Annotated in this window: 14 protein-coding genes; 13 read left to right on the forward strand and 1 reads right to left on the reverse strand. The window is 30.3% G+C overall.

Annotation, left to right across the window (positions count from 1 at the left end; genetic code table 11):
• Nucleotides 1–9 precede the first annotated feature (9 nt).
• The 3 genes from COL3_RS05770 to COL3_RS05780 all read left to right on the forward strand — a co-directional run bounded on the left by COL3_RS05770 (nucleotide 10) and on the right by COL3_RS05780 (nucleotide 2574).
• On the forward strand, nucleotides 10–1077 hold the full coding sequence (locus COL3_RS05770; RefSeq protein ID WP_008418429.1) for an aldose 1-epimerase: 1068 nt from the start codon (nucleotides 10–12) through the stop codon (nucleotides 1075–1077).
• Nucleotides 1078–1413: 336 nt separating this feature from the next.
• Nucleotides 1414–2007 carry an N-acetylmuramoyl-L-alanine amidase family protein gene (locus COL3_RS05775; protein ID WP_008418428.1) on the forward strand — a complete coding sequence of 198 codons (594 nt, stop codon included), beginning with the start codon at nucleotides 1414–1416 and terminating at the stop codon, nucleotides 2005–2007.
• Between the two features lie 120 nt (nucleotides 2008–2127).
• On the forward strand, nucleotides 2128–2574 hold the full coding sequence (locus tag COL3_RS05780; protein ID WP_008418425.1) for a hypothetical protein: 447 nt from the start codon (nucleotides 2128–2130) through the stop codon (nucleotides 2572–2574).
• Between the two features lie 247 nt (nucleotides 2575–2821).
• On the opposite strand, the gene COL3_RS29520 is transcribed toward COL3_RS05780, so the two are convergent.
• Nucleotides 2822–2956 carry a hypothetical protein gene (locus COL3_RS29520; protein WP_278286630.1) on the reverse strand — a complete coding sequence of 45 codons (135 nt, stop codon included), beginning with the start codon at nucleotides 2954–2956 and terminating at the stop codon, nucleotides 2822–2824.
• Between the two features lie 407 nt (nucleotides 2957–3363).
• Between COL3_RS29520 and COL3_RS05785 the strand changes: the two genes are divergently transcribed.
• From COL3_RS05785 to COL3_RS05830, 10 genes are all read left to right on the forward strand, one after another.
• Complete coding sequence (locus COL3_RS05785) at nucleotides 3364–4032, forward strand: GntR family transcriptional regulator (protein WP_008418424.1); 669 nt, start codon at nucleotides 3364–3366, stop codon at nucleotides 4030–4032.
• 211 nt (nucleotides 4033–4243) lie between these two features.
• Nucleotides 4244–5386 (forward strand): iron-containing alcohol dehydrogenase, encoded by a 1143-nt coding sequence (locus tag COL3_RS05790; RefSeq protein WP_008418422.1) that lies wholly within the window; start codon nucleotides 4244–4246, stop codon nucleotides 5384–5386.
• 35 nt (nucleotides 5387–5421) lie between these two features.
• A complete protein-coding gene (locus COL3_RS05795) occupies nucleotides 5422–6357 on the forward strand; it encodes an AEC family transporter (RefSeq protein ID WP_008418421.1) in 936 nt (311 codons plus the stop codon).
• A 95-nt stretch (nucleotides 6358–6452) separates the two neighbouring features.
• Entirely contained in the window at nucleotides 6453–7298 is an 846-nt protein-coding gene (locus COL3_RS05800) for an arginine deiminase family protein (RefSeq protein ID WP_008418419.1), read from the forward strand.
• Between the two features lie 71 nt (nucleotides 7299–7369).
• Nucleotides 7370–9010: a M20/M25/M40 family metallo-hydrolase gene (locus COL3_RS05805; RefSeq protein ID WP_008418417.1), complete on the forward strand. Its 1641-nt coding sequence runs from the start codon at nucleotides 7370–7372 to the stop codon at nucleotides 9008–9010.
• Between the two features lie 65 nt (nucleotides 9011–9075).
• Complete coding sequence (locus COL3_RS05810) at nucleotides 9076–10350, forward strand: aspartate aminotransferase family protein (RefSeq protein ID WP_008418415.1); 1275 nt, start codon at nucleotides 9076–9078, stop codon at nucleotides 10348–10350.
• A 22-nt stretch (nucleotides 10351–10372) separates the two neighbouring features.
• Complete coding sequence (gene hisC, locus COL3_RS05815; protein WP_008418413.1) at nucleotides 10373–11458, forward strand: histidinol-phosphate transaminase; 1086 nt, start codon at nucleotides 10373–10375, stop codon at nucleotides 11456–11458.
• Between the two features lie 24 nt (nucleotides 11459–11482).
• A complete protein-coding gene (locus COL3_RS05820; protein WP_008418411.1) occupies nucleotides 11483–12469 on the forward strand; it encodes an NAD(P)-dependent oxidoreductase in 987 nt (328 codons plus the stop codon).
• 102 nt (nucleotides 12470–12571) lie between these two features.
• Complete coding sequence (locus COL3_RS05825; protein WP_008418409.1) at nucleotides 12572–13405, forward strand: transporter substrate-binding domain-containing protein; 834 nt, start codon at nucleotides 12572–12574, stop codon at nucleotides 13403–13405.
• A 27-nt stretch (nucleotides 13406–13432) separates the two neighbouring features.
• On the forward strand, nucleotides 13433–14281 hold the full coding sequence (locus COL3_RS05830) for a D-amino acid aminotransferase (protein WP_008418407.1): 849 nt from the start codon (nucleotides 13433–13435) through the stop codon (nucleotides 14279–14281).
• Nucleotides 14282–14318 lie beyond the last annotated feature (37 nt).

Here is a 14318-nt window from a genome sequence, read left to right on the forward strand (position 1 = left end):
GGAACCGTAATGTTATTTAATAATAATGAACAAAAAGGCATCGAAAAGAATCAACAATCATTTTACTATATTAAGGATGATAAAAGTGGGTTTCCTGTTATAACAATAGGATATAAAGATAAAGATCCTAGCAGAAGTTTGCAAGCAAAGATTGCTCCAACCCAAGGAAGTAACCTATTTTCTTTTAAAATTGATGAGTATGAATTTATTTATTATGATCCTGAAATGCCTTTGGCAGATTATGTTACGGGGACGCCGGTATTATTCCCTTTTCCAAATAGGATAGAAGATGCAATGTGGACTTGGAAAGGAAAAACCTATCTTCAAAAAAAGAATGGTATTCCAATACAAATGCATTCTTTAGTTTATGATGAGTCCTGGGAATATATTGAACCTGAACTTGGAAAAGATGGAGTATTTTTTAGCACTTATTTAAATATCAATAAAGAGTATCCTATATATAAGGGTTATCCCTTTGAATTTATGCTTATACTAACCTATAAGTTAACTAAGGAAGGCCTTTATGTAACCTATAAAGTAGAAAATAGAGATAATAAGGAAATGCCTTTTGGCTTTGCTCTTCACCCATATTTTACAAAATTGTCAGGGGAAAATGGAACATTCATATCTGTTCCAGCTTTATATCGATATGAAATAAGATCAGATGTAGATAAAGTTTTTTTAAATAAGTATAAGGGAGGGTTTCAACTTGTTCCTAATATTCTTCCAAGTGGAAGACTTAAATGCGTATACACAAGTGGAAAAAACCTCATATATCCTGTTCCGGTAGGTTGTGTAGATCTTGATGATGTTTATACTGGTTTTCTTCCAGGAAAAAATTCATATATTGATTATGCAACATTAAAATTAAGATTAAATTTATTATACACCCCTGATTTCACACATACTGTGGCCTATACACCTAAAAATAAGCCTTATTTCTGCATTGAACCACAAACCTGTTCTACTGATGCTATAAATCTTTATGCAAAGGGTATTGATTTTCCTCATATTATAATCCTTCCTCAAGGTTATAGTTATTCAGGAACAATAAATTTTGAGCCAGAATATTATTGAGTTCATAAATAACTTAATAAATATATTAATTATATAAATGCTGCACAATTCAAATTGAATGGTGCAGTTTTTTTATGCAATTAGTTAACTGCTTTATTCTCAGCAAATTCTAAGCTTACACTAAGAATATATTAAGTTTTTGCCTATATAATTGATTTTGAAGAATAATTTGTCATTTTGCTTATGCAAAAGGCTAAAAGTTAAAATGTGGATACCTTTGATAAAACTAAAAATTTGATGAGCACATAATTAGTTAGGTGTAATGAAACTAAATGAAAACAAATTCTAAACTTGGTTTTTATGTACATCTAATATAAAAATAAAGGAGATGAAAAAATGAAAAAAACATTTATATTAAGATTAGCGAGATTAGGTACAGCAGTAGCAGCAGTTGCAGGTATAACTTTACATCCAGGCAGTAAGTTAGTAGATGGAGTATCTGGAGCTACTAGACAAAAGACTCATACTAGTACTAGTACTTCTGACAATAGTAATTCAATTTCTGATGATACTATAAGCACATCCAATAATAGCAGTATTTCTTCTAATAACAATGCTAACATATCTAGTAATATTCCTACCCCTAATCCTACCCCTACCCCTAGTATTAACTACACTAGTCCGATTATTACTACGGGTTGGATAAAAGAAGGTGGGAATTGGAAATATATTAGAAAAGATGGTTCCAAAGCTATGGGCTGGCTAAGTGATGGAGGCAAATGGTATTACCTTTCTACTAATGGAGTAATGTCAACAGGTTGGATTCAAAGTGCTGGAACTTGGTATTATCTTGCAAGTGATGGTGCAATGCAAACTGGTTGGATAAAAGATAATTCAGGTAGTTGGTATTACTTAGATAATACAGGAGCTATGCTGTCTAATACCACAATTGGAGGCTATACATTAGGTCCTGATGGAATAATGCTATAGTAAACAAGATATTTTTACATAATTTTAACCGTCATATTACAAATTATCTTTATAATAAATATATTAAGAATTTTTTCAACAACAAATATATTTATTATAGGTTAGGTATGGTGGATAAATATGGATACTGTAAACAATTATGATAAGCAAATTGGTTTAAATTATACTCAAAATGCTTTTAATTTGACAGGCTCTACTGAGAAAAATAAAGAAGATCAAGATAACATGGATTTAAGAAAAAAGAATAAAAATATAATAAATACAAAAAAAGCGTATGATGCTTTTATTGAAACAAGTAAGAAATATGAAACTGAAGCACAACTTCCTCCAGCGCATTATTTCATTATGCTTAAATCTATGATGAAAGAAAGTGGAATCAGTGTTCCTGACTTTAAATTTCATGGTGAAAATAATGAAAATATGAATTTTATTGGTTTTATAGATAAAATAAAGAATTTCGCTGATTACATGGTAAAGGAAGATAAGAATTTTAGTGATCTTCCGAGTAATTTTTTTCAGTTTTGCGATGATTATAAAAAAGACCTAATAAAGAATGCATGTAATTAGAAGTATCTTGGATAAATAAATTATACAATTATAAGCTTCATAATTTGTGAGATTTCATAATAATACTAAATTTAATAGATTTGTGCGTGAACCTATGATACTATAAATATAGATCAAAACACTCAAGCACAAAGTTTTGAAAATTCCCAATAAAGATAGACTAAGTAAAGCACTTGGCCTATCTTTATTTATATTTAAAAATAAAAATCACAAAATAAATTCATTTAAGTTTCTAATATCATTAGAATTAAATCGAATAAAACTTCTTTTTCATAATATCTTCTAGCTCTCCATTAGAGATATTTAAATATCCATTTCTGCTCAATAATTTCATAAGAAAGAAAATTCTATTTTCATAGGCTCTAAATAAAATTATATTCATTAAAATTCTCCTTTCAATGTCGTTGATACTAGTAGTATGAAAAAAATAACTATTATTTATTCAGAGCGCCTTTAGCTATATCGGCTACAAAAGTGAAATTGTTTGTATGTGTATATTTATGCAGATATAAAAATTGTAAAATAAAATTTAAATTTGTAATTTATGTTTGACATTAAAGAGTACATGTTGTATATTGATAATAGATTAGGATTGGTTAAATTAAAATATGCAGCGTTTATTATTTGTTGATTGTATAAAACAACGTATAAATGTATATATATTCTGAATAACATAATTAGATATGGTGTAATTAACAATGGAGTTGAGCATATTTTAATAGGCTCAAATTTTTTTTACCGTATTATGCATACAGAGTTCAGTAGTTGGAGTTGAGGAGGAGAAATATTATGGGTAAACTTGGTATAGTTAAAAAGGATAAATCATTATCAGATAAAGCATATGAAGTAATTAAAGAAGCTATTATTTCTAATAAATTAAAGCCAGGTGAAATATTAGCAGAGGAAAAATTAGCTGAAGAATTACAAATAAGCAGAACACCAATTAAGGCAGCATTACTTAAGCTTGTTTATGAAGAAATTGCTGAAATAAACCAAAGTAAAAATGTTGTGGTATCGGATATTACTCAAAAGGAAATAGAGGATGTAACTTTAGTTCGAGAATCATTAGAATCTTTAGCAGTATTGCATTTAAAGGATAATATAACTAAAAAGCAAATTGAAGAAATAAAAAATAAGTATGTAGAGCAATTGCATATGATAGAATATAATAGAGATGAAGATTTTATTGAACTTGATTACGAATTCCATACTAAAATTGCAGAATATACAAATAATTCTTTTTTAAGGGATATGATAAAAAAAGCTAATTTAGTTACTAAGAGGTTTTTAATTTTATCTGGAACAGTTAATGAACATGGAATTGTTGCAAATAAAGAGCATAAGGAAATAGTTGATCTTATTGAAAAAGGAGAATTTGAACAAGCAAGTGAAGCAATGAAAAGACATTTACAGAATGTTAATAAAAGAATGCTTATGCATAAGTCATATATAAAATAGATGGTTTAGTAATATAATTGGAATTTATAATTTTTAAAGAAATATAAAAAAATATTGACATATGTAAGATATGGAAGTATACTTTAGTTATTAAATGGCAATGGCGTCAAAGATATTAATCTTTGGCTTTTTTTTTACCCATCATTGTATACAGAATACTAAATTCACTGGGAATGAAAATAAGCCAAGAAACTACAAGGAGGACAAGCATATGAAAACTTTGAGGTTTAACGGTGATGCTATAGTTACTGGAGTAAATTCTATGGAGTATTTAAAAGAAATTAAATATAACAAAGCGTTTATTGTAACTGGTGGACAATCTATGTTTAACTCAGGAGTAATTGACAAAGTTAAAGAATATTTAGGAAATGATGAAGATAGAATATTTGTTTATTCTGGAATAGGAAAAAATCCGACGACAGAAGAAGTTAAAAAGGGAATAGAAAGTATTAAAAAGTTTGAGCCAGATTTAGTTGTAGCAGTTGGAGGAGGCTCTCCTATAGATGCAGCCAAAATAATAGCTTTAGTTTATGAATATCCAGAACTTAAGGTTGAAAATCTTACAAATTGTATACTACCAGAAAAAAGATACAAGACAAAGTTTGTTGCAATACCTTCAACTTCTGGAACTGCTAGTGAAGTAACTCATGTATCAGTGTTAACTTATGAGGATGTAAACTTGAAACTTGGTATAAAATCTCCGAGCTTAAGACCAGATGTAGCAATATTAGATGGAAATATTCCAATGACCCTTCCATATAATATAGCAGCAGAAACAGGAATGGATGCCTTAACTCACGCAATTGAAGCATACATTAATAAAACTGGTGATGATTTTACAGAAGTTCTTGCAAAGGGAGCAATTGAAGGATTAATTGAATGGCTGCCTATAGCATGTAACAATAAAGATATTGAAAGCAGGCAAAAGGTTCATAATTATCAAAGTATGGCAGGAATGGCATTTTCAAATTCAGGTTTAGGTATGGTTCATGGAGTATCTCATGCTTTTGGAGGAAAATATAATTTAGCACATGGATTAACAAATGCTGTAATATTACCTTACGCTATGAAGTACAACAGCAGAGACAAGGAAGTTTCTAAAAAGTTTAGTAAGCTTTCAGCAGTAATAGGAACAAATATTATAGAAAAAGTTGCAATGCTAAATAAAGAACTTGGAATTCCAAATTGTATAAAAGATACAGGAATAAGTGAAGAGGATTTTAATAAAGACTATGAATTATTAGTGAAGAATTCTATGTGTGGTTCTACTGTTGCAAATCCAATTAAAATAGATATTGAAGTAATGAAAGAGTTTGTTAAGACTGTGTATTACGGTTCAGAAATTGATTACTAAGAATATATTATTATAAATAAGAGACTAAAGAATATATGGAACTTGGAATTATTGTAGCAAAGCAAGTTATGATAATGTTTATATTAATTGGAATAGGAATTACAGCCTTTAGAAAAGGTATAGTAACCATAGAGGCAACAAATATATATAGTAATTTTCTACTTGTATTTGTAGTACCAGCTCTAATAATAAATGCTTATCAAAGGGGTATGGTAAAAGAACAGTTAGTAGGCCTTGGATATTCCTTTGTGCTGGCAATAGTTTTCCACCTTATGTCGATTATAATTGTTAATCTACTCATAAAAAGCCGTGAAGATAATAATTATAGGGTAGAAAGAATGGGCGCTATATATTCCAATTGTGGTTTTATGGCGTTTCCTGTACTTTTAGCCTTACTTGGTCAAGAAGGAGCTTTATATGGAACAGCTTTTATTGGAATATTTAATGTTTTTTCTTGGACTAATGGAGTGGCAATACTAACTGGTGAGAATAATATAAATATTAAGAAGATAATATTTAACCCAGGAAGTTTAGGTTTTATAATAGGATTAATTTTATATTTAACACAAATTCCAATAGGTAGTGTGACAGCTCAGACTATATCGTATATAGCAGCAATAAATACACCACTTGCAATGGTTATTACAGGGGTTTTTCTAGCAAACATAGATATAAAGGAAACCCTTAAGGATATTAATATTTATAAATCAGTTTTACTTAGAACTATTATTTTACCTTTAATAATGATTTTTTTAATAAAAATTACAGGTTTTGAAAACTGGTTTGATGCAGGAAAAAATGTAGCTATAGCTCATATTGTAGCATGCTCGTGTCCAGCAGCAGCATCAACTATTTTACTTGTAGCGCGAAATGGACTTAATAGTGAACATGGAGCAAAACTTGTTACAATGTCAACATTAGTTTCTATTGTAACAATCCCCGCATTAACAATACTTATAAATTTATTGTAGAAAATAAAAAAGTATATGACAAAGACAATGGCGTCTAACTTAGCATAAGCCGTGTTTTTGTCTTTTTTGTTTATATAATTTTAGGAGGAATTAAAATGGAAAAATTACATGTTAAAAATTCAACTGGTGTATTAAAAAAAGTATTAATGTGCAGACCAACTTATCTTAAACCAGTTCCAATAAATGAAATAGCAAAAAAGTGGAAAGACTCAACTCTTGATATTGGGAAACTAGAAGCAGAACATAAGTTAATGGTAAAAGCTTATGAAGAGAATGGAGTTGAAGTTGTTCTTTTAGATACAGATCCTAAAATGACTAATTCAGTATTTGCAAGAGATTTTGGAGGCTGTATTAGAGAAGGCTATATTTTAGGAAGGTTTAGAGAAGATATACGTTTTTTTGAAAGAGATGCTTATAAAAATAAAATGGCTGAACTCGGAATACCAATGGTTGCAGAATGTACTGAAGGATTATTTGAAGGTGGAGATTTCACATTTTTAGATGATAATACACTTGCAATTGGAATGGTGGCAAGAAGTAATGCAAAGGGTATTGAAGAAATACAGGAGCAATTAAAGAAGTATGGATATAAAGTTATGGGAGTACCATTAGATGAAAAGTATTTACACTTTGATTTATGCTTTAACATGGTAGACGAAAAACTTGCCTTAGCATATAGAGAAGCTCTTCCACAAGACTTTCTTGATTTAATAGATGAAATGGGCATTGAAACTATAGATGTTCCAGCAGAAAGTGTATTTGAATTAGGCTGCAATGTACAAGCCCTTGGAAATAAAAGAATAATATCACTGAAGAAAAACACTTATGCTAATGAAGAAATGAGAAAAAGAGGAATAAAGGTAACTGAAGTAGACATTACTGAAATTGTAAAAGCAGGTGGCGGTCCACACTGTATGACCTTCCCTCTTAGCAGAGTGTAAGTAAAAAATTTTTTTAAATATAATTGTATACAGTATTTAGTAGTCTGTATATACAGTAAGGAGGAAAGCCAATGTTTAATGAAATATTAGGGCTTACAAAAAAACTTGTAAGTATAGCTAGTGTAAACACAACTCCTGGAGAGCATGATATTGCATGTTTTATTGAATCATATTTAAGAGATATACCTTATTTTAAAGAACACCCAGATCAAGTTATTATACAAAAACTTAAAAATGATTTTCTTGATAGAAGAAATGTATTTGCCCTTATTAAAGGAGAAAAAGGAAAAAGTAAAGATACAGTAATACTTCATGGACACATGGATACAGTTGATGTTGAAGATTTTGGGCAGCTTAAGGAAGTTGCTTTCGATTGTGATGAATTAATGAAAAAACTTAAAGACATGAATTTAGATCTTGAAGTAAAGGAGGATCTAAATTCGGGAGATTGGTTATTTGGACGTGGAGCCTGCGATATGAAGAGTGGAGTTGCAGTTTTCATGGTAATTTTAAAACACTTAAGTGAGAAAGTAAGTGAAATAGATGGAAATATTCTACTTTCAGTAAACCCAGTTGAAGAAAATCTCCACACAGGAATAATTGAAGGCTTGGAAATATTAGAAGAATTAAAAGAAAAGGAAAAATTAAATTATATTTTTGCAATAAATAATGATTATATATGTCCACTTTATCCAGGAGACACAAAGAGATATGTTTATACTGGAGCAGTTGGAAAAATACTACCCTGCTTTTATATCCAAGGTAAGGAAACTCATGTGGCTCAATGCTTTGAAGGTTTTGATGCTTCAATGGTGGCAGCTGAGCTTGTAAGATTAATTAATTTAAATCCAGAATACTGTGATGGATATAAGGGAGAATTTACACTTCCGCCATCAGTATTAAAAATGAAGGATTTAAAGCCCCAATATAATGTTCAAACATCCTTTACATCTTTTGTTTATTTTAATTATTTCATTCATAATGCATCAATTAAAGAAATTTTGATGAAGCTTAAAGAAGCCGCTAAAAAGGCTCTTGATAATGTGTTAATTGATATTAATGAGAAGTATAAAGAATACTGCAATTTAACTAAGGTAGCTTACAAGAAGATAGAATATAATACTCAGGTTTTAGAATATGAGGAAGTATATAAATTAGCTAAAGATGTTTTTCATGGAAATATCGATGTATATATTGAAGAAATAACAAATAGATGTATAGGCGAAAATGTGGATAAGCGTGAAATACCTTTGGAAATAACTAAAAAGTTATGTTCAATTGCAGGAATAAAAATTCCTACAATAGTAATATTCTTTGCAGCTCCATACTGTCCACATAATACTTTGAAACACGAAGTGGAAGAAGAAAAGAAAACTTATAATGAGATTTCAAAAATAGTAAAAGATTTTAGTGAAAAGAGCAATGAGGAATTTGAAGTAATGCAGTTTTTTCCTAGTCTTACAGATAGCAGCTATTTAAAAATAGATGATGATAGTGAGTCATTGAATATGCTCATTGGAAATTTCCCAGAATACGAAAAACTTTATAATGTTCCATTACAAAGCATTAAAAAACTTAATATACCAGCAATTAATTATGGTTGTTACGGAAAGGACGCTCACAAGTGGACAGAACGTGTATATATGCCATATACATTTGAAGTTTTACCACAGCTTGTTATTAAAACATTAAAGAATTATTTATTTAAATAAAGATAATTATAGATTTTTGAGCTAATTATTTAGCATTAATCAGTATAAATGGAGGATAAAAAATTATGAGTACTTTATTTGAAAGATGTCAAAAGGTTATGCCGCCTGTTGCAAATAGAGCAACACAGCTTGGAGTTGTAAAAGGGGAAAGCTGTTATTTAACAACAGAAGATGGAAGAGAGATACTTGATTTTGCAAGTGGTGTAGCTGTTTGTAATATAGGTCATAATCATCCAAAGGTAGTAGAGGCAGCAGTTGATCAAGTGAAAACATTAATTCATGGGGGCCATAATGTTGTATATTATGAATCTTATGTAGCCTTAGCAGAAAAATTAGTTGAAATTACTGGCGGAGATACTATGGTATATTTCAGCAATAGTGGAGCAGAAGCAAATGAAGGAGCAATAAAGCTTGCTAAATATGTTACAAAAAGACCAGCAGTTATTGCTTTTAAAGGATCTTTCCATGGAAGAACCATAGGAACAACTTCTATTACTTCATCTAATTCAGCATATAGAAAAAATTATGAAGGCTTATTGCCAAGTGTATACTTTGCTGAATATCCATATATATATAGAACACCTTATAAGGAAAATGGTAGCGAATGTCCTAAAGAATATTTTGAGCAATTTGATGATATGTTCAAGCACCTTATAGATCCGTATAGTGTCGCAGCTATAATAATGGAACCAATTCAAGGTGAAGGGGGCTATATAGTACCACCAGTTGAATTTGTAAGATATGTTAGAGAAATTTGTGATAAATATGGAATAATGCTTATTTTTGATGAAGTTCAAACTGGTTTTGGAAGAACAGGAAAGATGTTTGCACAGGAAAACTTCGGAGTAAAACCTGATATATTTACAACAGCTAAGGCAATAGCATCAGGATTTCCATTAAGCGCAATAATTGCAAAGAAAGAGCATATGCAAAAATGGGCAGCAGGGTCTCATGGCGGTACTTATGGAGGAAATCCTGTAGCTTGTGCAGCAGCTCTTGCAACAATAGATGTACTAGAAAATGGAGCTCTTGAAAATTGTGCTAAGATGGGTGAGTATTTCAAAGAAAAGTTAATGGGATTAAAAGATAAATATAAAGCTATTGGAGATGTTAGAGGCATTGGATTAATGCTGGCAATTGAACTAGTTGATAAAGATAAGAATCCAAATACAGAATTAACAAAGACAATAATAACTAAAGCTTTAGAATCAGGACTTCTATTACTATCTTGTGGATGCTATAAAAATGTTGTGCGTTTTATAGCACCTACAATAGTGGAAAAGAAAGATGTTGATAAGGCAATAGCAATAATAAATGAAGTACTAAGCAATAACTGTTAACTGAACTAAGGGGGATAATACAATGAGTAAATTTTTAAGTAGAAAGTTATGTAATTTAGAAGCATATGTTCCTGGAGAACAACCAAAGGATAGAAAGTATATTAAATTAAATACAAATGAATCTCCATATCTGCCAGCACCAAAGGTAATGGAAGTAATAAATAGAAACCAAGTAGAAGGATTAAATCTTTATTCAGATCCAGATGCAAAAATATTAGTAGACGAGCTTGCTGATTTTTACAATGTTGGTCCAGAGCAAGTATTTGTAGGAAATGGATCAGATGAAGTCTTAGGGTTTTGTTTCTTAGCATTCTTTGATGAGGAAGGAAAAGCCTGTTTTCCAGATATAACTTATGGATTTTATAAGGTTTATTCAAAGTCTTTCAATATTGATGCCATAGAAGTACCTTTAAAAGAAGACTTTACAATAGATGTTAATGATTATGTAAATTGCGGAAGAAATATAATAATTGCTAATCCTAATGCACCTACAGGGTTAACTCTTAGTCATAAAGAAATAGAATTAATTTTAAAGACAAATGAAGATAGAGTAGTTATCATTGATGAAGCTTATGTAGACTTTGGAAGCAAATCATGTATAAGCTTACTTGATAAGTATCCAAACTTAATAGTAGTACAAACTTTTTCAAAATCACGTAATTTAGCAGGCGCTCGCTTAGGCTTTGCAGTTGCATCTAAAGAAATAATAGAGGATCTAAACAAAATTAAATTCTCTTTCAGCCCTTACAACATAAATGGATTATCCTTAGTTGCAGGTGTTGAATCAGTAAAAGACAAAGCATACTTTGAGGAATGTAATAATAAAACTATTGCTACTAGAGAAAGAATAAGTGAGGAATTTAGAAAATTAGGATTTTATGTAATTCCATCTAAAACTAACTTTCTATTTGTAACTCACAACTTGATTAGTGGAGAAGAATATTATAAGGCATTAAGAGAAAAAGGAGTTTTAACTCGTTACTACAAGCAGCCTAGAATAGATAACTATGTAAGAATAACCATTGGAACTGATGAGGAAATGGATGCAGTAATTAAGATTACAGATGAAATTCTTTCGGAAATTTTACCAATTTGTGTAGGCAAATGAAATTTATAAAGGCAGGTGGAATGTATGAAGATAGTAATTACTGACTATAAAGATGTACTAGGAAGAGATCTTGAATATGAAAAGAGCATTCTATCTAAGGGACTTAAAGATGCTGAAATAGTTATATACGAATACAATGGCAACCAAAATGAATTTTTAGAGGTTATAGAGGGCGCAGATGCAATACTTACAGCATTTTTAGATATTAATAAAACCGTGATAAATGCATGCAAAAATTTAAAATGCATATCAATTAATGCTGTTGGATATGATTGTGTAGATTTAGAAGAAGCAACTAAAAGAAATATTGCAGTTTGCCCAATTGGAGAATATTGTACTCAGGAAGTTGCCGATCACACTATGTCACTAATTTTAACGCTATCTAGAGGAATTAAGCATTATATTAATGATATAGATAAGAAAAAAATATGGAAATATCATTCAATTAGTAATCTTCAAAGAATAGAAGGACAAACTCTTGGAATATTTGGTTTTGGAAAAATAGGAAGGGCCGTCGCAAAGAGAGCTCTAGCTTTTGGCATGAAAGTTGTAGCAGTAGATCCTTATGCAAAAGCTGAAGATGCGAAGATGCTTGGTGTAACTTTAGTTGAACCAGAATATATATGGGAAAATGCAGATATTATTTCTAATCATATGAATCAAAATGGAAGTAATAATAACTTCTTTACAATTAATGAGTTTAGAAAGATGGAGAAAAAACCAATATTCATAAATGCAGGACGTGGAAGCAGCGTCAACGAAGACGATTTGCTACAGGCAATTGATGAAGAGCTGCTTAGAGGAGCAGGTTTAGATGTACTGGAAGAGGAAAATCCAGATTTAGAAAATAATAAACTGGTAGGAAGAGAAAATGTTATAATAACACCTCATGCAGCCTTTTATTCAGAAACATCTATGAGAGAACTGCAAAGAATCTCATGTGAAAATATTGTATATTATTTGAATGGTGAAAAAGTAAAAGTAAATAGAATTGTAAATGAAATTATTTAATTTAAATATGTTTAATAAATATGAAAACAACGGAGTTTATCATTTTTAATAATGGTAAGCTCTTTTTTAAAAATAATATGTATTATGAAGGAGGAAAAAATCATGAAAAAGAGTTTAATAAAAAGAGTAGCAGCAGCTTTAGCTGTAGGAGTTTTAGCACTAGGTATTGCAGGATGTGGGTCTGGCAAGGCAGAAGGAAATAAGGATGCTAAAAGTGATGGAATATCATTAGAATCAATAAAATCAAAAGGAAAATTAGTGGTTGGAACAAGTGCAGATTATCCTCCATTTGAATTTCATAAAGAAATAGATGGAAAAGATACTATAGTAGGTTTTGATATTAAAATAGCAGAAGAAATAGCAAAAGATATGGGAGTAGAGCTAGAAATAAAAGATATGGCTTTTGATGGTTTACTTGTAGCAGAGCAGGCAAATAAGATAGACTTAGTCCTTGCAGGAATAAATCCAACAGATGAAAGAAGACAAAATGCTGATTTTTCAGATGTTTATTATAAGTCTGATAGTGGATTTATAGTTAGAAAAGGTGACGAAAATACAATAAAATCACTAGATGACTTAAAAGGAAAGAAAATTGGAGTTCAAACAGGATCTGTACAAGAAACTTATGCCCAAGAAAAGCTTAAAGATTCAGAACTAAAATCTTTAGCTAAGGTTACAGATTTAATATTAGACTTGGATAGTAAAAAAGTTGATGGAGTTTTAGTAAATTTACCAGTTGCACAATTAAATACTGAAAAAAATGAAAAGTTAGGAATAGCACCATTTGTTTTAAAGGATATAGAAATAGGAGCAGCTGTAGCTATGAAGAAAAATTCCAGCGAATTACAGGCTCAAGTTAACAAAACTTTAAAAAGGTTAAAAGATGAAGGCAAAATCGATGAATATGTGCTTGAAGCTAATAAATTAGTAGATTAATTTCTTGTAGTTTAGGAGGTGAGTAAGTTGGAGAATTTAGGATATTATAATGGAGAATATGGTTTGTTAGAGGAAATGACAGTGCCAATGAATGATCGTGGATGTTATTTCGGTGATGGAGTTTATGAAGCTACTGATAGTAGAAATCATGTAATTTTTGCATTGGACGAGCATGTTGATCGTTTTTATAACAGTGCTGGTTTATTAAGGATTGAAATTCCTTATGCAAAGGAAGAGTTAAAGGAAATTCTAAAAGCTATGGTCAAGAAAGTTGATTCTGGAGAACAATTTTTATATTGGCAGGTTACAAGAGGAACTTCCATGCGTAATCATGTTTTTCCAGGCAAAGATGTTCCATCAAATCTTTGGATTACAATAAGACCTTCAAGTGTTAATTACAAGGCAGAAAAATTTAAATTAATCACTTTAGAGGACACAAGATTTTTACATTGCAATATTAAAACTTTAAATTTATTGCCTAATGTAATGGCAGCACAAAAAGCAGAAGAAAATGGCTGCCAGGAGGTTATATTCCATAGAGGTGAAAGAGTAACAGAATGTGCTCATAGTAACGTATCTATTTTAAAAGATGGTATTTTAAAAACAGCTCCGACAGATAATTTAATTTTGCCTGGAATTGCAAGAGCTCGTCTTATTAAAATGTGCAAGTCATTCAATATTCCAGTAAATGAAACGGCATTTACCCTGAAAGAGTTAATGGAAGCAGATGAAATTATTATTACCTGCTCAGGTCAATTTTGCATAACGGCTTGTGAAATAGATGGAAAACCTGTAGGCGGGAAGGCAGCGGAAATTATTAAAAAGTTACATGACGCATTAGTAAATGAATTTTTAGAAGAAACAAAAGCAGAGTAGTCATAAAAAAAGATAATTAATGATCAAAATCTTATAA

The organism is Clostridium sp. LS (genome assembly GCF_002760435.1).
GTDB lineage: Bacteria > Bacillota > Clostridia > Clostridiales > Clostridiaceae > Clostridium.

Excerpts from the sequence above, each read along its gene's own strand:
- COL3_RS05805 (WP_008418417.1), top strand. The coding sequence starts at position 7,370 with ATGTTTAATGAAATATTAGGGCTTACAAAAAAACTTGTAAGTATAGCT.
- hisC (WP_008418413.1), top strand. The coding sequence starts at position 10,373 with ATGAGTAAATTTTTAAGTAGAAAGTTATGTAATTTAGAAGCATATGTT.
- COL3_RS05775 (WP_008418428.1), top strand. The coding sequence starts at position 1,414 with ATGAAAAAAACATTTATATTAAGATTAGCGAGATTAGGTACAGCAGTA.
- COL3_RS05810 (WP_008418415.1), top strand. The coding sequence starts at position 9,076 with ATGAGTACTTTATTTGAAAGATGTCAAAAGGTTATGCCGCCTGTTGCA.
- COL3_RS05770 (WP_008418429.1), top strand. The coding sequence starts at position 10 with ATGTTATTTAATAATAATGAACAAAAAGGCATCGAAAAGAATCAACAA.
- COL3_RS05780 (WP_008418425.1), top strand. The coding sequence starts at position 2,128 with ATGGATACTGTAAACAATTATGATAAGCAAATTGGTTTAAATTATACT.
- COL3_RS05820 (WP_008418411.1), top strand. The coding sequence starts at position 11,483 with ATGAAGATAGTAATTACTGACTATAAAGATGTACTAGGAAGAGATCTT.
- COL3_RS05790 (WP_008418422.1), top strand. The coding sequence starts at position 4,244 with ATGAAAACTTTGAGGTTTAACGGTGATGCTATAGTTACTGGAGTAAAT.
- COL3_RS05795 (WP_008418421.1), top strand. The coding sequence starts at position 5,422 with ATGGAACTTGGAATTATTGTAGCAAAGCAAGTTATGATAATGTTTATA.
- COL3_RS05825 (WP_008418409.1), top strand. The coding sequence starts at position 12,572 with ATGAAAAAGAGTTTAATAAAAAGAGTAGCAGCAGCTTTAGCTGTAGGA.
- COL3_RS05800 (WP_008418419.1), top strand. The coding sequence starts at position 6,453 with ATGGAAAAATTACATGTTAAAAATTCAACTGGTGTATTAAAAAAAGTA.
- COL3_RS29520 (WP_278286630.1), bottom strand. The coding sequence starts at position 2,956 with ATGAATATAATTTTATTTAGAGCCTATGAAAATAGAATTTTCTTTCTT.
- COL3_RS05785 (WP_008418424.1), top strand. The coding sequence starts at position 3,364 with ATGGGTAAACTTGGTATAGTTAAAAAGGATAAATCATTATCAGATAAA.